Origin of the sequence: Thalassobius sp. Cn5-15 (assembly GCF_022347685.1) — a bacterium.
GTDB lineage: Bacteria > Pseudomonadota > Alphaproteobacteria > Rhodobacterales > Rhodobacteraceae > Thalassobius.
On sequence record NZ_JAKRGF010000008.1, the window covers coordinates 1 to 19159 of the forward strand.

18 protein-coding genes and 1 tRNA gene are annotated in these 19159 nt (G+C 57.8%); 5 read left to right on the plus strand and 14 right to left on the minus strand.

What is annotated here, in order from left to right; translation table 11 throughout:
• Nucleotides 1–367: 367 nt before the first annotated feature.
• The 4 genes from msrQ to clpB form a co-directional block, all read right to left on the minus strand.
• Complete coding sequence (msrQ, locus tag MHM86_RS14865; RefSeq protein ID WP_239200921.1) at nt 368–970, minus strand: protein-methionine-sulfoxide reductase heme-binding subunit MsrQ; 603 nt, start codon at nt 968–970, stop codon at nt 368–370.
• 12 nt (nt 971–982) lie between these two features.
• Nucleotides 983–1891 carry a protein-methionine-sulfoxide reductase catalytic subunit MsrP gene (msrP, locus tag MHM86_RS14870; RefSeq protein ID WP_239200922.1) on the minus strand — a complete coding sequence of 303 codons (909 nt, stop codon included), beginning with the start codon at nt 1889–1891 and terminating at the stop codon, nt 983–985.
• A 132-nt stretch (nt 1892–2023) separates the two neighbouring features.
• The gene (gene dgt / locus MHM86_RS14875) at nt 2024–3436 is read right to left on the minus strand and encodes a dGTP triphosphohydrolase (RefSeq protein ID WP_239200923.1); all 1413 of its coding nucleotides are present in this window, start codon (nt 3434–3436) and stop codon (nt 2024–2026) included.
• 76 nt (nt 3437–3512) lie between these two features.
• The gene (gene clpB, locus MHM86_RS14880; protein ID WP_239200924.1) at nt 3513–6131 is read right to left on the minus strand and encodes an ATP-dependent chaperone ClpB; all 2619 of its coding nucleotides are present in this window, start codon (nt 6129–6131) and stop codon (nt 3513–3515) included.
• A 248-nt stretch (nt 6132–6379) separates the two neighbouring features.
• Here clpB and MHM86_RS14885 point away from each other — a divergent pair, with 248 nt between their 5' ends.
• Complete coding sequence (locus tag MHM86_RS14885) at nt 6380–6634, plus strand: hypothetical protein (protein WP_239200926.1); 255 nt, start codon at nt 6380–6382, stop codon at nt 6632–6634.
• A gap of 92 nt (nt 6635–6726) precedes the next feature.
• Nucleotides 6727–7431, plus strand: a complete 705-nt coding sequence (pyrF, locus tag MHM86_RS14890) for an orotidine-5'-phosphate decarboxylase (RefSeq protein ID WP_239200928.1) — start codon at nt 6727–6729, stop codon at nt 7429–7431.
• Here pyrF and MHM86_RS14895 read toward each other — a convergent pair.
• A complete protein-coding gene (locus MHM86_RS14895) occupies nt 7428–7877 on the minus strand; it encodes an NUDIX domain-containing protein (RefSeq protein ID WP_239200929.1) in 450 nt (149 codons plus the stop codon). The genes pyrF and MHM86_RS14895 overlap by 4 nt on opposite strands.
• Before the next feature lie 43 nt (nt 7878–7920).
• Here MHM86_RS14895 and MHM86_RS14900 point away from each other — a divergent pair, with 43 nt between their 5' ends.
• Nucleotides 7921–9174 carry a DNA polymerase IV gene (locus tag MHM86_RS14900; RefSeq protein ID WP_239200930.1) on the plus strand — a complete coding sequence of 418 codons (1254 nt, stop codon included), beginning with the start codon at nt 7921–7923 and terminating at the stop codon, nt 9172–9174.
• Between the two features lie 20 nt (nt 9175–9194).
• Here the strand turns inward: MHM86_RS14900 and MHM86_RS14905 are convergent, their stop codons facing one another.
• Complete coding sequence (locus tag MHM86_RS14905) at nt 9195–10055, minus strand: N-formylglutamate amidohydrolase (protein ID WP_239200931.1); 861 nt, start codon at nt 10053–10055, stop codon at nt 9195–9197.
• Between the two features lie 152 nt (nt 10056–10207).
• Here MHM86_RS14905 and MHM86_RS14910 point away from each other — a divergent pair.
• Nucleotides 10208–10282 (plus strand) — tRNA-Val (locus MHM86_RS14910).
• Between the two features lie 67 nt (nt 10283–10349).
• A complete protein-coding gene (gene ykgO / locus MHM86_RS14915; RefSeq protein WP_058319430.1) occupies nt 10350–10475 on the plus strand; it encodes a type B 50S ribosomal protein L36 in 126 nt (41 codons plus the stop codon).
• A 93-nt stretch (nt 10476–10568) separates the two neighbouring features.
• Here the strand turns inward: ykgO and MHM86_RS14920 are convergent, their stop codons facing one another.
• The 8 genes from MHM86_RS14920 to MHM86_RS14955 all read right to left on the minus strand — a co-directional run bounded on the left by MHM86_RS14920 (nt 10569) and on the right by MHM86_RS14955 (nt 19155).
• A complete protein-coding gene (locus MHM86_RS14920) occupies nt 10569–12212 on the minus strand; it encodes a peptidoglycan-binding domain-containing protein (protein ID WP_239200932.1) in 1644 nt (547 codons plus the stop codon).
• 182 nt (nt 12213–12394) lie between these two features.
• On the minus strand, nt 12395–13615 hold the full coding sequence (locus MHM86_RS14925) for a phenylacetate--CoA ligase family protein (protein WP_239200933.1): 1221 nt from the start codon (nt 13613–13615) through the stop codon (nt 12395–12397).
• Between the two features lie 107 nt (nt 13616–13722).
• On the minus strand, nt 13723–14547 hold the full coding sequence (locus MHM86_RS14930; RefSeq protein ID WP_239200935.1) for an ABC transporter ATP-binding protein: 825 nt from the start codon (nt 14545–14547) through the stop codon (nt 13723–13725).
• 77 nt (nt 14548–14624) lie between these two features.
• The gene (locus MHM86_RS14935) at nt 14625–15905 is read right to left on the minus strand and encodes an ABC transporter substrate-binding protein (protein ID WP_239200937.1); all 1281 of its coding nucleotides are present in this window, start codon (nt 15903–15905) and stop codon (nt 14625–14627) included.
• Between the two features lie 85 nt (nt 15906–15990).
• Complete coding sequence (locus MHM86_RS14940; RefSeq protein ID WP_239200939.1) at nt 15991–17067, minus strand: branched-chain amino acid ABC transporter permease; 1077 nt, start codon at nt 17065–17067, stop codon at nt 15991–15993.
• Nucleotides 17068–17073: 6 nt separating this feature from the next.
• Nucleotides 17074–17301 carry a hypothetical protein gene (locus MHM86_RS14945; RefSeq protein WP_239200941.1) on the minus strand — a complete coding sequence of 76 codons (228 nt, stop codon included), beginning with the start codon at nt 17299–17301 and terminating at the stop codon, nt 17074–17076.
• Nucleotides 17301–18302 carry a branched-chain amino acid ABC transporter permease gene (locus tag MHM86_RS14950; protein WP_239200950.1) on the minus strand — a complete coding sequence of 334 codons (1002 nt, stop codon included), beginning with the start codon at nt 18300–18302 and terminating at the stop codon, nt 17301–17303. Before MHM86_RS14950 ends, MHM86_RS14945 begins: the two co-directional genes overlap by 1 nt.
• 43 nt (nt 18303–18345) lie before the next feature.
• Nucleotides 18346–19155 (minus strand): ABC transporter ATP-binding protein, encoded by an 810-nt coding sequence (locus MHM86_RS14955; RefSeq protein ID WP_239201115.1) that lies wholly within the window; start codon nt 19153–19155, stop codon nt 18346–18348.
• Between the last annotated feature and the right edge of the window lie 4 nt (nt 19156–19159).

Below are 19159 nucleotides of genomic sequence, written 5' to 3' on the forward strand. Positions count from 1 at the left end.
CTTCCGAACCCTCCAGAGTACCCTCCGTAGCCCCGTCCGCTGCCCCGTTGTGCGCCTCAGCGCCGCCGGTGAAGGGGGTTCTAAGGTGATTGCAGAAGAGCCGCAAGCGGTTTTTAAAGAAAAAACACATTTTTCCAGAATTAATTGAAAAATTAATTAAAAACAATAAGTTATGGAAATATAAAAGCCGAGGAGAGTTGTTAAGCCCCCTCTTTCACCGCCACTGCGACGACTCAGGTCCACTTCTCCACCGGTTATCCACAGAAGCCCCCACAGAGTCGGGTGAGACTCGGTCTTTGGAAACGAAAACCCCGCGAGTCAGGGGCGACTCGCGGGGTTCTCTGTAGCGATTGTCAGGAGGCCCGATTCACGCGGCGACTCGGACCTTGCGCTTCTTGGGGGCACGCAGCGCGAGGAGGGTGAGGATCACCGCCAGATATATGAGCGGCTCGACTTGCCATCCCTTGACCAGCCAGACGTAATGGACGCCACCAAGGATCACCGCTGGGTATGTCAGCTTGTGCAGCTGGCGCCAACGCACGCCCAGTTTGCGCACCGACCGGTTGTTGGAGGTGATCGCCAACGGCAGCAACAGTGCAAATCCCGCCATTCCGATGGTGATATAGGGGCGCTTCAGAATATCGGCCCAAACCGCGCCCAGCGTCTGCACGTCGAGAACCGCCCAAACCAACAGATGCGCCAAGACATAGAAGAAGGAAAGAACCCCGATCGCGCGGCGGAACTTCAGCAAGTTAAGCCCAAGGTGACGACGTGCAGGTGTGATCGCCAAGCCCAGCACCAGCAGCTGCAGCGCCAGTTCCCCATATTCATGCTCCAGCGCTTTTACCGGATCGACACCCAACGCACCGGTGATGCCCTGCCAGAACAGAAACGGCATCGGGGCAAAACCGATCAGATACACAGCCCAAGTGGGCAATTTACGTGCATATGTATTGAGGGTGTCGATCATCCGCTGTGGTCCTTAGAAGAACTTGGCCAGGTCCATGCCTTTATAAAGACCTGCGACCTCTTTTTCGTAACCGTTGAATTTCAGCGTATCGATCCGTTTGGTAAACAGACCGCCACCGATGCGGCGCTCGCTGGCCTGCGACCAGCGGGGGTGGTCCACCTCTGGATTCACATTACTGTAAAATCCGTATTCGCCGGCGTTGGCCAAATTCCAGCTGGTCGGCGGCTCTTTGTCGGTCAGGGTGATGCGCACCACGGACTTAATCGACTTGAACCCATATTTCCACGGCACCACCAGACGCAGCGGCGCGCCGTTCTGGTTGGGCAGGTCTTTGCCATAGATGCCGGTGGCCATGATGGTCAGCGGGTGCATCGCCTCATCCAGACGCAGGCCTTCAACATAGGGCCATTTCAGCACGCGGGTTTTCTGACCCGGCATTTCATCGGGACGGTAGAGCGTTTCAAAGGCCACGTATTTCGCCCGCGATTGCACACCGGCCATATTCAGCAGATCGGCCAGTTCAAACCCGTTCCACGGCACCACCATCGACCATGCCTCAACACAGCGGAAGCGGTACAGCCGGTCCTCAATGGTCATCTTGGCCATGATGTCTTCGAACTGATAGTTGCCGGGGTTGTCGACCAGACCGTCGATCTTCACTGTCCACGGACTGGTGGTCAGGGCGCCCGCATATTTCGCCGGGTCATCCTTGCCGGTGCCAAATTCGTAGAAGTTGTTATAGGTGGTGACCTCTTCATAGGTGTTAGCCTTCAGACCTTGCGCGCGCGCTGTCGTGGGCAGACCCGCCACACCGGCCAGACCGACACCTGCAATACCCGCCAATAGGCTGCGGCGTGACAGGTAGTTTGCCTCTGGGGTGATGTCATTTTCCGTCAGAGTGTTTTTCCAGCGTCCGGCCATGGAAATGTGTCCTTTATAAATCCTCACGCGAAAAGTTAGACATAAAGGACGCCTGCGCCAAACAACATCGTCTCACATTGACGTGGTGTGGCTGAAACATTCGCAAGACATTCAGGGGCTTTGGCGGGACTGTCAGCGCCCCGAAACCAGTTCCGCCACCTCAACCGCATAGCGGTCTGTCATGCCGGATACGAAATCCGCCATTGCATGCAACGCCTCATAGTTGCTGTTGATGTCGCGCAGGTCCAAACCGACAGCCCGCACCAGTTGGCGTTCGTAACCGGGCAGCGCCCCCCCATTCCAGCCCGCAGCCTTCAGCGCATTATAGGCTGGCAGGATCCCATCCAGCACCGCACAGATCACATTATGCCCGCGCACCTCCAGCTTGGTTTTACGGGGCGCCGTGAACAGCTGGTTGCCTGCAAGTTCACGAATGGCGCGGAATTTGGTGCCCAGTTCGGAATCATCAATCAGCTCACCAGAATAGGTGCCGGACATGATGGCGTCGTAGTTTGCCTTGAACGCCGCCACACAGGCACGGATGGATTCACCAATCGCGCGTGCACGCAGATGGCTGATCTGCTCATAATCCGTGTGATCCGTGTAAACCTCTTCTGGGGCATTATCGGTATTCCGCTTGTCTTCGATAAGATCCAAGAGCAAGCCACGCACCTCAGAAAAAGTCAGATCGCCCGCGCTAAAGCCATCCTCAAGATCTACAATATTATAACAGATGTCATCCGCCGCCTCGACGAGGAAAACCAGCGGGTGACGACGCCACCATTTTTGACCCCCCGACCCATCCTGTTCGATGAGGCCCAGCGCCCTGGCGGTTTTGGCAAAGATCTCTCGTTCGCTCTCAAAGAAACCGAACTTCTTCGCACCAGCATAGAGGTGCTTTTTGACGTCTTTCTCGGGAATTCCCCCAGCCTCAATCCCCGCTTTGATCGCGGCAGAGGTGGCGGCAGACATCGGGTATTTGGTGAAGGCGCCGATAACGGCATGGGACAGGTCCATGCCACGGTCGCCACGGTACATCTCTAGCCGGGTGAGGATCCGGTAGCCTTGGGCGTTACCTTCGAATTTAGTGAACTCTTGCTGGCGCCCCTTGTTAATCCCTGCAAAAACTCCCTCAGGCTTAGAAAACTGGCGTTCAAACCATGCGCCGATTGTGGCCTCTCCGGAATGCCCAAAAGGTGGATTGCCAATGTCATGCGCCAGAGCTGCGGCATGAATGATGCCCGCAACCTTATGCGCCTCACCGGGTGCAATCTCTTTTTGCTGTTCCAGCCAGTGGCCCACCTGCATCCCCAAATTGCGCCCCACACTGGCCACCTCTGAAGAATGGATCATCCGGTGGCGCAGATGGTCATTGGCGTATAGCGGATGCACCTGCGTCTTGTTCGCCAACCGACGGAACGGCGCAGAGAAAGTGATGCGGTCGGCGTCCTGCGTGTAGTTCGGACGGCCCGGATCCTCTGCCTGCCCCGGCTTGCCCGGACGTTCAGTGTTCAGCAGCGACTGCCAGTTCATTCTCTGGGCCATGCCTGTTCCTCAAAGCCTGTCTTTATGAAAAAGGCCCGCCACATTGGCGGACCCTTCGGCTTATACATATGTCAGCTCAATGCACCACGGCATCATCGGGGCGTGGGCGGTTGGTGGCGCCGATACGATCACCAATGATCAACCCTTCAGCGCCAGCGCTGACAGCGATCTGATCGCCATCCTTCACCTCACCACCCAGCAGCAATTCAGCCAGCGGGTTTTGCAGGGCGCGTTGAATCACCCGTTTCAGCGGGCGGGCCCCAAAGACCGGATCATAGCCCGAATCCGCCAGCCATGTCTTTGCCGCCGCATCCAGATCCAGCGTGATCTTGCGTCCTGCCAGACGTTTCGCCAGACGGCGCAGCTGGATATCGACGATCCCGTCCATATCGGCACGGGCCAGACGGTCAAAGATGATGGTTTCATCCAGACGATTGAGAAACTCAGGACGGAAGTGCGCGCGCACAGCATCCATCACATCGCGTTTCGCCTGCGAAGCATCCGCGCCTTCTGGCAATTGGCTGAGCGCCTGCGCCCCGAGGTTCGAGGTCAGGATAATCAGTGTCTGCTTGAAATCCACGGTGCGACCCTGACCATCGGTCAGCACCCCATCGTCGAGAACCTGCAAAAGCACGTTAAAGACATCCGGGTGTGCCTTTTCCACCTCATCAAACAAAACCACCTGATAGGGGCGACGGCGCACAGCTTCGGTCAACACACCACCCTCATCATAACCGACATAGCCGGGAGGAGCGCCGATCAGACGGGCAACGCTGTGTTTTTCCATAAACTCCGACATATCAAGGCGCACCATGGCGCTGTCGTCATCAAACAGGAACTCTGCCACCGCTTTGGTCAGCTCCGTCTTGCCCACCCCCGTCGGCCCGAGGAAGAGGAAAGAGCCAAGCGGCCGGTTTTCGTCGTTCAGCCCCGCCCGCGCACGGCGCACAGCGTTTGATACAGCGGTCACTGCAGCGCTCTGACCGATCACACGGGCATGTAGATCCTCCTCCATCCGCAGGAGTTTTTCACGCTCTCCTTCCAGCATCTTGGCGGTAGGGATGCCCGTCCACCGCTCGACAACGGTGGCGATCTGCTCAGGGCGCACGGTTTCCTCAATCAAAGCACCAACATGTTCCTGCGCTTCGGCATCGATCAATTTCTTTTCCAGATCAGGGATGATGCCATAAGACAGCTCACCTGCACGGGCCAGATTGCCCTCACGCTTGGCGATATCCAGTTGGGCGCGGGCCTGATCCAGCAGTTCCTTCACTTCACGCGCAGATTCCAGCTTGTCTCGCCCTGCCTGCCATGTGGCCGTCAGGGTAGCGCTGCGCTCCTGCAGTTCAGCCAATTCTTTTTCGCGCACTTCCAGACGATCTTTGGAGGCCGCATCATCTTCCAGCTTCAGCGCCTCAACCTCGATCTGCATCTGCAGGATCTGGCGATCCAGCTGATCCAGCTCTTCCGGTTTACTGTCCACCTCCATCCGCAGCCGGCTTGAGGCTTCATCGACCAGATCAATCGCCTTATCGGGCAGAAAGCGGTCGGTGATATATCGGTGCGACAGGGTTGCCGCCGCCACTAGGGCCGAGTCGGAAATACGCACGCCATGGTGCACCTCATACTTTTCCTTGATGCCACGCAGGATAGAGATGGTGTCTTCCACCGTCGGCTCTTCTACGATCACCGGCTGAAATCGGCGGGCAAGAGCTGCGTCTTTTTCCACATATTTGCGGTATTCATCCAACGTCGTCGCGCCAACGCAGTGCAATTCACCCCGGGCCAGTGCGGGCTTGATCAGGTTCGCCGCGTCCATCGCGCCATCGGATTTGCCCGCCCCAACAAGGGTGTGCATTTCGTCGATGAACAGGATGATTTCACCAGCGGCTTCTGTCACTTCTGTCAGAACAGATTTTAGGCGCTCTTCAAACTCACCCCGGTATTTTGCGCCCGCAATCAAGGCACCCATATCCAGCGCCATCAGTTTCTTGTCGCGCAGGGATTCGGGCACATCGCCATTGATGATGCGCAAGGCCAGACCTTCGGCGATGGCGGTTTTACCCACCCCCGGCTCCCCGATCAGCACCGGATTGTTTTTGGTGCGGCGTGACAACACCTGCATCGAACGGCGGATTTCTTCATCACGGCCAATGATCGGGTCAATCTTGCCCTGTTCAGCAGCCTCTGTCAGGTCACGCGCGTATTTCTTCAGCGCGTCATATCCATCCTCGGCAGAGGCGCTATCAGCGGTACGGCCCTTGCGGATATCGTTGATCGCAGCATTCAGGGTCTGCGGCGTCACCGCACCAGCATCCAGCGCCGACTTGGCCTTGGATTTCACCAATGCCAGCGCCATCAAAACACGTTCAACAGGGACAAAGCTATCCCCCGCCTTTTTCGCCAACGCTTCTGCCTCTGACAGAACCTTGGCGGTGGTGTTGTCCATATAGATGGACCCCGCATCGCCCGAAATCGCAGGCTGTTTCGCCACAGCCGCATCCACCGCCTGAACCACACGTTCAGGCGCGCCACCGGCGCGGCGGATCAGGTTGGCGGCCAGCCCCTGATCATCATCCATCAATGCTTTCAGAAGGTGTTCGGGAACCAGACGCTGGTGGTTTTCCCGCATCGCAATGGTCTGTGCCGCCTGGATAAATCCACGCGCACGCTCCGTGAACTTGCTCAAGTCCATCGTACTCTCCTTTTCTTAAGCGCCCGGTCAGATGATGCGCCCGCTTTGCGGCACGCCCCGGTTTCGGGCCTCACACTCAAGGTGGTGTGTGGGACGCGCAGGTTCAAGAGGTTTTGCACCCAGACATACTAATGAAGGGGTTAAAAATTCCCCGCGCCCGCCGTTCTGAAAAGCAACGAAGTCTTTAGGTCTATGTGGTGCCATCCACGCAGGGATCAAAGACCATCACACAACGGGAGAGCCACCAGATGCATATCAAACAGATCGAAGTTTCCGACCTGAAGTCCAACGCCGATCAATCCCGCGGACTGATTTCGTTTGAATGTGAGGAAGGCACAGTCGAAATGCACTGCTCGGTCCCGAAACAAGGCGTCAAGAACCCGCGCCTTGCGCTGATTTCCGAGGCGCTGCGCCAACTGGCCTGTGCGCCGGAGTTCCGCACCGGTCGACGCCACTTCTCCTTCTCGACCAGCATTGCGGATGCGGACCCGGTGCTGGCCTAATCGATAGGCCTTTGGTGTAGGCCTATCAGTCTTGACCAACTCCAGCATTCCCTGCAAAAGAAGTCCGTTTATCCAGCCGCAGGAGTGCCCACATGTCCAACCTTTCTGACGATCGCCTTATTGTCGCCCTTGATGTCCCCAACGCATTGGCAGGCCTGAATCTGGCCGAAAAGCTGGGCGACGCAGTGTCATTCTACAAAATCGGTCTGGGCATGCTGACCGGCGGTGGTCTGGCGCTGGCCAACGAACTCAAGGAAGAGCACGGCAAGCGGATTTTCCTCGACATGAAACTGTTCGATATCGGCGCCACGGTGGAAAACGCAGTGCGCGGTCTGGCACAGTTCGATCTGGATTTCCTCACCGTGCATGGCGACCCTTACGTGGTGAAAGCCGCGAAAGAAGGCGCATCGGGCAAGGACATGAAAATCCTTGCTGTCACCATTCTAACCTCGCTCGATCGCGCTGATCTGGACGGCGCACTGATCAAATCGGGGGAGATTCGCGATCTGGTGCAGGAACGTGCAGGAAACGCTTTTGCCGCTGGCGCCGATGGCATCATCGCCTCGCCACAAGAGGCCGCCCTGATCCGCGCCCTGCCCGAAGCAGAAGGCAAGCTGATTGTCACACCCGGTGTGCGCCCTGCAGGTGCTGCGCTGGGGGATCAGAAACGTGTGTCCACGCCTGCACAGGCGATAAGGGACGGCGTAGATCATATGGTTGTTGGTCGCCCGATCTGGCAGGCCGACAATCCCCGCGCCGCGGCCGAGGCCATTCTGGCCGAAATTCGCGACGTTTAACCGGCAGCCTTAGTCAGCCGATGCTCCATGTAAATCCTCAGGCGGTCGCGAAAATGCGGGATCGCCTGAGGATGGTGCAGAAACTGATCAGCAGGCCAGCGCTCCAACGCCTGCCCTTCATCGCCCAGAGACAGATCAGCGGCACACGACTCCGCCAGATGAGCGGCAAAGAACCACGTCGGCAACTCCCCCTCTCGTGGAAAACAACGCGCCCAGATCAGATCTGACGGTTGCACCTGGATCGCAACCTCTTCGCGGACTTCACGGATACCACAGGCGACCGGGCTTTCACCCTGCTCCCGCAATCCGCCGGGCAAATCCCAATGGTTCGGCCAGGCGATATCGGGCTTGTCATCGCGCAGCATTACCGTCAGCCTATCACCAATAAACAGGATGACATTGGTGCCTTTGAACACCGTGTCTGCCTGATCCCACCCCGCCTGCATCACTTCGCGCCTCCCTGCACCTTACCCGAACCCCAGACGTACCATGCCGTCCCTTTGCAAATCCTGCCTGACCACCTTTGATCACGCCCCCCGCTGCCCGACATGTCGCAGCCCGCGTGTGGTAACCCATGATGAACTGTTTGACCTGTCCATCGCCCATATGGATTGCGACGCATTCTACGCATCGGTGGAAAAGCGTGACAATCCCGACCTTGCAGACAAGCCGGTGATCATCGGCGGCGGCAGGCGCGGCGTTGTCTCGACAGCGTGTTATGTTGCCCGCATTCGGGGTGTGCGTTCTGCAATGCCGATGTTTCAGGCGCTGAAACTCTGTCCCGAGGCGGTTGTCATCAAACCCAGAATGCATGTTTACGCTGAGGTGTCACAGCAAATCCGCCAGATGATGACGGAACTGACGCCTGCACTCCAACCGCTGTCATTGGATGAGGCGTTTCTGGACATGTCCGGCACCGAAAAATTACACGGTGCGCCACCAGCGGTAATGCTCGCGCGTTTGGTCAAACGCATGCAGGACGAATTGGGGATTACTGGCTCCATCGGCCTCAGTCATAACAAATTTCTGGCCAAGGTTGCCTCTGACCTTGAAAAGCCACGCGGGTTTTCGGTGATCGGCAAAGCAGAGACAGCGGATTTCCTGCACGACAAACCGGTACGGATGATATGGGGTGTCGGTGCGGCATCACAGGCGTCACTGGAACGGGCGGGCATCCGCACCTTCACCGATTTACTGCGCTGGGAACGGGACGATCTGTTCAAACGCTTCGGCCAGATGGGCGATCGTCTGTATCATCTGGCACGGGGACAAGACCACCGGCAGGTGAATGCGCGCGAACCTGTAAAGTCGATATCGAATGAAACGACATTTGGCGAAGACACTGGCGACCCCGACATTCTGGATGGCCACATCTGGCGACTGTCAGAAAAGGTCGCCGACCGCGCCAAGGCCAAGGGGCTGGCGGGCCGTGTTGTGACGCTGAAGCTGAAAACGGATGAGTTCAAAACCATCAGCCGTCGCCACACCCTCCATGATCCAACCCAATTGGCTGATGTCCTCTACCGTGAGGCGCGGACACTGTTTGATGCCGTCCCTTCGCGGTCGCAATATCGGTTGATCGGGGTTGGCCTGTCCAATCTGGTTGATGAAGGTCAGGCTGGATTGGCAGGTGATCTGCTGGACCCACAGGCCACGACGCGCAGCAAGGCTGAACGAGCCACAGACGCGATCCGGGAACGGTTCGGTAAGGACGCGATCAAGAAAGGCCGTGCTTTGCGCTAACCAGCCGCCCTATTCCGCGTTTACTCGGCCGCCAGCCGTTGCGGCCGCGCGCCAATCTCTGCCACCTCGGCGGCGACCTGCGCCATCATGGTACGGAACGCCTCGAAGTTGTTGTTCGGGCGGATCATGTGTTCGTTCATGTAGAGAGACCGGTCAATTTCCACCTGCACCGCATGCTGCCGCCGCGCCGGTCGCCCGTATTGCGATGCAATATAGGCGCCAGCAAAAGGCGCGTTGCGCGCCACGCGTAGACCGGCACGTTGAAACGCGGCCTCTACCCGATCGACAATTTCACTATCCGCAGCAGCGCCAAATCTATCGCCCAGCACCACCTCTGGCCGTGGTTTACCTGACCGAACCACACTATCCACCGCCTCGTGCGGCATCGAATGGCAATCGATCAGGATCGCCTCCCCGAACATGCGCCGCGATTCGTCCAGCAAACGCTGCAACGCCGTATGATAAGGATGGTAGTAACCTGAGATTCGCGCCTGCGCCTCCTCAAGCGTGAGTTTACCGCTGTAGATAATCCGTCCATTGGCCACCACACGGGGAATCACCCCCAGCCCCGAGGCAACCCGCGGGTTGTGCCCACCACCGCGAACGCCAGTGATCAGCGCAGGGTCCAGTTCATCCTCGCTGCGATTGAGGTCAACAAAGGCGCGCGGCGCACCCGCCTTCAGAAACGGAGCACCGAATTGCGTCACACTGTCGAAAAGCCTGTCTACAAAGGCATCTTCGGAGGTGCGAATGCTATGTTGATTGAGGATCGTTCGCTTTAGAAAACTGGCAGGATAGTCGCTCCCTGAATGGGGTGAGGCAAATACAACGCTTGTCAGGCGCTTGGGGGGATGAACAATCTCATAGGCGGAACGGGGCAAGGGCGTCTCCTTCTTCGAGAAATATCATAGCCAGAAAAATCTTCTGCTCGAAAGCCCTTGAAACCCTTACCGACTCCTTTTATAGAACCGCAACCGGCGCGGATCTCCGCGCCCCTTTTCTTGATGAGGGGCTGGTTCGTGCAGGGGAATATGGGCGGTTAGCTCAGCGGTAGAGCACTTCGTTGACATCGAAGGGGTCACAAGTTCGATCCTTGTACCGCCCACCATTTCTTTCGCCTCTTGTGGCGACCCGTAACCCAGGCGCAAGACGCGCCGCGAAGAAGGAGAAGACCCATGAAGGTCAAGAACTCGCTCCGCTCGCTGAAGCAGCGTCACCGCGACTGCCGTATCGTGCGCCGTAAAGGCCGCGTCTACGTCATCAACAAGACGCAGCCCCGTTTCAAAGCCCGTCAAGGCTAAGATACGGCTCGGTAGAGCTTGAAAAAGACCGTTTCGAGAAATCGAAACGGTCTTTTCTTTTGTCCAGTGGTCTAATGTGGTCCGCAAGCCCGCTTAACGCAGGCTGGCACTGGTCAAGCGGGCCATCGTTTGCTGACTGACAAACCCTGTTTCCGGCAGGTCGCTGCGACGCTGAAAGGCGCGGATCGCGCGGCGTGTTTGGTTGGTGAACCGCCCATCCGCCGGACCGGGGTTCAGACCTAAACGCTCCAGCGCCTTTTCGACCAGCAAGCGGGCGATGGGGTTGGCGAAAATAGCCTCCTCTTCACCCCGGTCCTGTTCGATCTGCGCCAGTGACGCACCCGGATTTTGCAGCGCCTCAATCCGGCGCCGAGCGTCATCCACAAAACGGCTGTTAGGATAAAGGTCGATGAATTCACGGTAGCCTGCGATGCTGTCCTGCTCGCGCACCGACTGCCAGTCATAAGCAGCGCGCGCCTCCTCGGCGTCGGCCAAGGCCTGCAGCTCATCCCGCGCAGTTTTGGCAAAGACGCCATCGAGATAACGTTCCAGATAGCGACGCAGATCACGGGCCTCCCCCGTAACACCGGTCTGTTGCCAGAAATCGCGGTCCTGCTGTTCCAGCACCGCACGGCGCGTATTGGCATCCACGTCAAGACGGCGCAAGAGGCTGCGGGTCAGATAGCCTGTGATGGCAAAGCCCTGATCCTGCTGATAGCCACGGATCGCCCCACGGGTACCACGCCCAAAGACGCCATCAATACCGCGGGTGTTATAGCCCAGCACCGTCAAATCACGCTGCACTCCGCGACGATCGGTGCGGGTAAGGCTGAGCGCGTCCTCCGCAGCTTTGGCAGGATTGATCGGCTCAACGGGTTCGGTGGGGTCTGTCGGTTGAGTCTCCGGCTCACCCTTCAGCAGGCGGCGGGCCTCCGCCACAAACAGGCCTGAAGGAAAGCGGCGTAAATAGGCGCGGTAGGCATCAGCAGTATGAATATCGCGCACCGCACTCCAATAGGCGGCGTCACTGTTGGCGATCACCTCGCCATCTGGATTGACCCCGATGCTGCTGTGCCGCGGCAGATAACCAGACAGCACCACGCCGTCCGGCGCATTCGCGGACAAGTCAGCCAAAGACGCAGCATCCGGCGCCAGCAGTTGACCCATCAGGGTGCGCACGCCCTCGCCCGCGCCTGTCAGCAGTGTCACCCCCTGACCGGCGCGATAGTCACCTAGTCCCACGCGCAAGCCAGCCCCTGCTGCGCGGCGATTGCTCCAGACAGGCGCCACTGCCATCAACGACTGACCGGGATAGTCTGCCAGAATGCGATCGAGCGTCGCCAGTGCGATGCCCTGCTGTGCCACCGTCAGGTCGTTCAGCGTATCGCCCCGTTTGGCCCGGCCCAGAAACCAACTGTCGCGCCCGTCGCTTACCACGCTGCCAGACAACACGATCACCGCACGACTCACATCTGCGTCCGCTAAAATCGCGCGGAACTCTTCCGCCGCGCGTCGCAGCCCATCGGCACTGGCCGCATCGGTGCTGCGCACACGGAACCCTGCCGCGCGCAACTGACGGCTCACCTCGCGCGATCCAATCGCGCCCAGTTCTGGCCCGCCGCCATAAGGACGGTTGGTCAGGACAAGCGCGATGTCCGCCGCGATACCGCGTATCGGCAGCACAGCGGTCGCCAAAGCCAGCGCAAAAGTCAAAAATATCGGTCGCATCAGGGACATGGCAGATCCTCCACTAGAACCCACAGCCTATCCCGAGGCCCGAGAGAAAGGAAATCGCACGCCTAAACGATCGGCCGAAACCCGCAAATCATGGCCCAATCATCCCACAAAAAAGGCCGGGGCAATGCCCGGCCGAAAGTTTCAGACCTCATACGAGGGTCTGACAGGGGGGGTAAACACGATCACTCGTAAACCCGTTGATCATCAATGACCTTGCCGTCATTCGGCAGGCTACCCTTTGCAACCACCTCAATCCGGCCTTTCAGTTTCAGCGTGTCGATCACCGACTGGATATAGATGTCTTCGCTGCCGCCTTCGGCTTCGATCTGAACGGTCATCACATCCATTTCACCGTCACGGTCAGCGATGACCCGGGCCTTGGAAATCTCATCATGTTTGGCAACCAAAGCGGCAACTTGTTCGGGGCGCACGAACATGCCCTTGATTTTGGTCGTCTGATCAGCGCGGCCCATCCAACCTTTGATCCGCATATTGGTACGACCACAGGGGCTTTCGCCCGCCAGAACGGCCGAGAGATCGCCGGTGGCGAAACGAATCAGCGGATAGTCAGGGTTCAGCGTGGTGACCACAACCTCTCCCACTTCACCAGGTGCCACGGGGATGCCAGTGCCAGGGCGGACGATTTCGACGATGACGTTTTCATCAACGATCATCCCTTCCATCGCGTCAGATTCATAGGCGATGTTGCCCAGATCGGCAGTGGCGTAGCATTGCAAGCACTTAATACCGCGATCCGCGTATTCCCGGCGCAGCGAGGGGAACAGCGCACCGCCACCAACAGCGGCCTTGGTGATTTTCAGCGGCAGACCCATGGCATCTGCCTTGTCCAGAATGACCTTCAGATAGTCCGGCGTGCCAGCATAGGCAGTCACACCCACATCATGAGAGGCGCGTGCCTGCAATTCAGTTTGCCCAGTGCCCGCAGGCAGCACCGCCGCGCCAACGGCCCGCGCTCCACTTTCAAAGATCATGCCCGCGGGGGTCAAGTGGTAGCCAAAACAGTTCTGCACAATGTCGCCCTGCCCGATTCCGCAGGCATTGAGGAAGCGGCCCATACGCCACCAGTCATGCGCGGTATCGCCCGGTTCATAGATCGGGCCCGGAGACTGAAAGATATGGGCAAAGCCCGTTGCAGGCCGCGTGGTCAGGCCGCCGAAGGGATAGGATTCCCCCTGCGCCGCAACCAATGCCGATTTGCGCAGCACTGGCAGTTTTGCCAGATCCGCCACACTGGCGATCGCCCCTGCATCCGTTCCCGATAATGACCCGCCATAGCCCGGCAAGGCCTGCGCCCGTGCCACCTGGGCAGACAGGGCAGTGGCCTGCGAGGCTGCACGCTGATCAGCGCTGCGGGTTTCAAGGTCGTCAAAGTAACGGCTCATATCTGGGTACTCCGGGGTGGGTGCGACGCACCCGCAAGTGAGATCGAAGGTGGGCTCTGTGGGGTAGAACTGCCGGGCGGCAAACCGCCCGGCTGGCGGCTGGTGTTTTAGCTCAGCCAACGTTTGCGGCGACGATAAGAGCGCACATCGCGGAAGCTTTTGCGGCCTTCATCGGACATGCCCAGATAGAACTCTTTCACGTCGGGGTTTTCGCGCAGATCGGCGGCAGGGCCGTCCATCACCACACGACCCGATTCCAGAATGTAGCCGTAATGCGCAAAACGCAGCGCCACGTTGGTGTTCTGTTCCGCCAGAAGGAAGGTAGTCCCTTCGTTTTCGTTGAGGTTCTTCACAATATTGAAGATCTCTTCGACAAGCTGCGGCGCCAGCCCCATCGACGGCTCATCCAACAAAATGGTTTCCGGACGGCTCATGATAGCGCGACCGATGGCGACCATCTGCTGTTCACCACCCGAGGTGTAGCCAGCCTGACTCTTGCGGCGAGTTTTAAGACGGGGGAAGTAGTCGTAGACCATTTCCAGATCAGCATCCACGGCGCCTTTGCCATCCTTGCGCGTGTAAGCGCCGGTCATCAGGTTTTCCTCGACGGTGAGGTGCTCAAAACAATGGCGCCCCTCCATCACCTGAATAACGCCTTTTTCCACCAGCGCGGCAGGGCTGAGGTCAGCGATCCCGGCACCGCGATAGGTGATAGCACCTTTGGTCACTTCGCCGCGTTCAGAATGCAGCAAATTGGAAATCGCTTTAAGCGTGGTGGTCTTCCCCGCCCCGTTGCCGCCCAGAAGCGCGGTGATACCGCCCTTGGGCACCTTCAGGGACACGCCCTTCAGCACCAGGATCACGTGGTTATAGATCACCTCGATGTTGTTGACCTCCAGCAAGGTCTCTTGGCTGCGTCCTGCGTCCAGCATCTTGTGTCTACTTTCCGATTAACTCTGTTAGAGGTCCGGCCACACCCGAAGGAGCAGCCGGACAGGGGAGTGTTTGCTTAACAACCCGGAGTGATGTTGTTTTCCGCAGCGTAGGCTTCGGAGTCTTCTTTGATCAGCGCATCAATCACTTCACCATCCGAAGGTTCAAAACCGGAAATCAGGCTCCACTCGCCAGCGCCGGCATCCCACTGCTGCACCGCGCCCAGACCTGGGCCACCGTGGTTCTCACAGGATACGCTGAATTCTGGACCAAAGCCCGCCAGACCGTGTTTGTCCATCAGCGGCTGGGTGATTTCCAGCGCCTCCATGCCCTTGATCATGTCAGCCTGCGAAATGTTCGCGTTACCGGAGATTTCCTGCGCCTTTTCAGCGGCCATGTGGGCCAGATAGGCAGCGTAGAGACCACGGTTATAAAGAACGCTGCCGACCTGATCGCCTGCACCGGCCGCTTTACCTGCGTCCACAACGTATTTCTGGATGTCGTCAAAGATCGGGAAGTCCGAACCAACATTGTGGAAGGTCACAGCTTTATAGCCATTCGCCGCGTCCCCCGCAGGCTTCACGTCGTTTTCCGAACCGGACCACCAGACACCGATGAAGTTTTCCATCGGGAAGCGGATGTTCACGGCTTCCTGAATGGCAACCTGGTTCATCACGCCCCAGCCCCACATGATCACATAGTCAGGACGTTCGCGGCGGATTTGCAGCCACTGCGATTTCTGCTCCTGACCAGGGTGGTCAACGGCCAGCAGGCTCAGGTCGTAGCCGTGTTTCGCAGACAGCTCTTCCAGCGTGCGGATCGGTTCCTTGCCGTAGGCAGAGTTGTGGTAGATCAGCGCAACTTTCTTGCCCTTCAGATCGCCACCGTTCAGATCCACCAGATGGTTAATCGCAACCGACGCACCATCCCAGTAGTTGGCGGGGTAGTTGAACACGTTCGAGAAAACAGAGCCGTTCTTGGCCGAAGTCCGGCCATAGCCCATGGTGTGCATCGCGATGCCGTCAGCGGTCACTTTGGGGATCAGCTGATAGGTGATGCCGGTGGACAGCGGCTGATACACCAGCGTGCCCTGGTCTTTGGTCGACTCGTAGCACTCAACGCCTTTTTCGGTGTTGTAGCCGGTTTCACATTCCAGCAGGTTAACCATTTCGCCGCCGATGCCGCCATCGCGTTCATTCAGCAGAGTGAAATAGTCAGCGTAGCCATCTGCGAAGGGAATGCCGTTCGCGGCATACGGACCCGTACGGTAGCTGAGCGAGGTAAAGGTCAGTTCCGCCACAGCGGGGCTGGCCGCCACCATTGCAGCCACGGCTGCGGTGATCAGTTTGGTTTTCATCGGTAACACTCCTCCCTTGGTTTTTTCCGATGTTCGTCTAATGCCGAACACTCCTCTTCGTCCGGCGGTGGATATGGCCCCACGCTTAGTGCGGGAAGGGCCACAGCCGTAGTTTCTCTTTGGCGACACGCCACAGCTGCGCCAGACCATGCGGTTCGGCGATCAGGAAGATGATAATCAGCGCACCGACAATCATGAATTCCAGATGTGCCGCCAGATCAGTTGGCCACCCCAGCATGCCCACCAGCACGTTCTTCAGCAGTACCGGCAGCAGCACCAGAAACGCTGCGCCCGCAAACGAACCGAAGATAGAGCCAAGGCCGCCGATAATGATCATAAACAGAACCAGGAACGATTTGTTGATGCCGAAGGCTTCGCCGACTTCAACCGCGCCAAGATATACCGAGAAGAACAGCGCACCAGACACACCGATGAAGAAAGAGCTGACCGCAAAGGCCGACAGTTTCGATTTCAACGGGTCCACACCGATGATTTCTGCCGCGATGTCCATATCACGGATGGCCATCCATTTACGTCCTGTGGTGCCGCGCGTCAGGTTGCGGGCAATGATCGCGCAGATCGTCACAAAGACAAGGCAGAACAAATATGTTGCCCATGCGCTGGTGTTGGGGCCAGTCACGGCGATGCCAAGCACGGTGCGTTCCGGTGCCGAGATTTGGCCAGAGGCCGAGTAGTTGTAGAACCACGGCACCTTGTTAAACAGCCATACAAGAAAGAACTGTGCCGCCAGTGTCGCCACTGCAAGGTAGAAGCCTTTGATGCGCAGGGAGGGCAGGCCGAAGGCCACACCAACCATTGCCGTCACCCCACCTGCCAGCAGGATATGGATGAAAATACTGACCTCAGGGAAGCCGGTCATCAGTTTGTAAACTGCATAGGCGCCCACTGCCATAAACCCGCCGGTGCCCAGCGACACCTGGCCACAATAGCCAACCAGAATGTTCAGACCGATCGCGGCAATCGCGTAGATCAGGAACGGCATGAAGACCGCGTTCACCCAGTAGTCATTGATGACAAAAGGAACGATCAGGAAGGCAAAGAACAAGACAGCATAGTACCGGTACCGATCAAACTTAATCGGGAAGGTCTGGTTGTCATCGGTATAGGTGGTCTTGAAGTCACCCGCTTCACGATAAAACATGGTCCCTTACCCTTCCTGTTGCGCATGCTGAAATCGCAGCGCGGTATTGTTGATGGTTTGTCCTTTGGTCAGGCCCAGATAGGCCCCAACCCCAGTCAAGAAGCCCAGTCCAGCCAGGCTGGTGGCGGTGAGGATCTGCAGATCGGTCAGGTTTGTCGCCGTCAAGGCGATGTAGCCGAAGGACCAGAAACCCGACCAAGACACCACTGTGAGGATCGCGATAAGTTTCTGCATCAGACCCTCTCGATGATTTTTTCGCCGAACAGACCCTGCGGGCGGAATACCAGAAAGACCAGCGCCAGCGCATAGGCAAACCAGTTTTCGGTTGCGCCGCCAACCAATGGGCCGATGATGAATTCAAACATCTTCTCACCCACACCGATAATCAGACCGCCCACGATCGCGCCGGGGATTGAGGTGAAGCCGCCCAACATCAGAACCGGCAACGCCTTCAGCGCGATCAGCGACAGTGAGAACTGCACGCCCGATTTGGCGCCCCACATGATGCCCGCGACCAGTGCTACGAAACCCGCAACTGACCAAACCATCACCCAGATGAAGTTCAGCGAGATACCAACCGACAGCGCCGCCTGGTGATCGTCAGCAACAGCTCGCATGGCGCGGCCCTGTTTGGTGTACTGGCTGAACAGCACCAGTGCGGCCACCAGAATAATCGCGATACCAGTGGCCACGATGTCCAGCTTATCCAGGAAGAAGCCGTAGAAACGGTCGTTGCCAAAGCCCAGCCACTGGGTGTTTTCTTCGATCCAGAAGCTACCACCCTGCGGCAGGCCAACATCCAGTTTCTTGATGTCGCTGCCCCACATGATGTCACCCATGCCTTCCATGAAATAGGCCAGACCGATGGTTGCCATGAACAGGATAATCGGTTCCTGCCCCACCAGATGACGGAACACGAAACGCTGCACACACCAGGCAAGGCCGATCATCACAATCATCGTCAGAATGATCGCGAAGAAGGCGTTCACATGGAAGCCGAAGTGGTGAATTTCAGTGCCAAGAACCGCGTTGATCAGGTGGGCAAACGGAATTTGCCCATCCATGATCCCCACCAGCGTAAGCGCTGCAAACAGCGCCATCACGCCCTGAGCGTAGTTGAAGATGCCGGAGGCCTTGTAGATCAAGACAAACCCCAGCGCGACGAGGGCATATAGAACGCCTGCCATCAGGCCGTTCAGGAATACCTCTGCCCCAAAGAGAAGCTGTTCAGGCATCAGTTACGCCCCCTTAACCAGATTAGTTTTGCGTGCGATCAGATCAGTCATGGCTCACCCCCAGATAGGCGTCGATAACGTCCTGATTGTTGCGCACCTCATCGGGGGTGCCGTCCCCGATCTTTTTGCCGTAATCCATCACAACCACACGGTCGCTCAAGTCCATCACAACGCCCATATCATGTTCGATCAGAGCGATGGTGGTGCCAAATTCGTCATTCACGTCGAGGATGAAGCGGCTCATGTCCTCTTTCTCTTCGACGTTCATGCCAGCCATTGGTTCATCCAGCAGCAACAGATGCGGGGCCGCCGCCAAGGCGCGGGCCAGTTCCACACGCTTCTTCAAACCGTAGGGCAGACGTGCAACCGGCGTTTTGCGGATCGATTGGATTTCGAGGAAGTCGATAACTTTCTCCACGAACTCACGGTTTTCGACCTCTTCTTTTTCGGCCTTACCTTTCCAGATCGCCTGCTGGAACATGTTTGTTTTCATATAGTTGAGGCGGCCGGTCATCACGTTATCCAGCACAGACATGCCTTCAAACAGCGCGATATTCTGGAAGGTCCGTGCAATGCCCTGCTGGGCCACCTGGTAAGGTTTCATCGGCGGGCGCTTAGCGCCTTTGTACCACACCTCGCCCTCCTGCGGGACATAGAACCCAGAGATCACGTTCAACATCGAGGATTTGCCAGCACCGTTCGGGCCGATGATGGCGCGAATTTCGCCTTCCTTGATGTCAAAACTGATGTCGGTGATTGCCTTCACACCGCCAAAGCGCAGCGTGATGTTCTTCATCTCCATCAAGGTGCCGCCGATTTTGCGGCCATCCTCAGTGATGTAGCCTTCTTCCATCGTA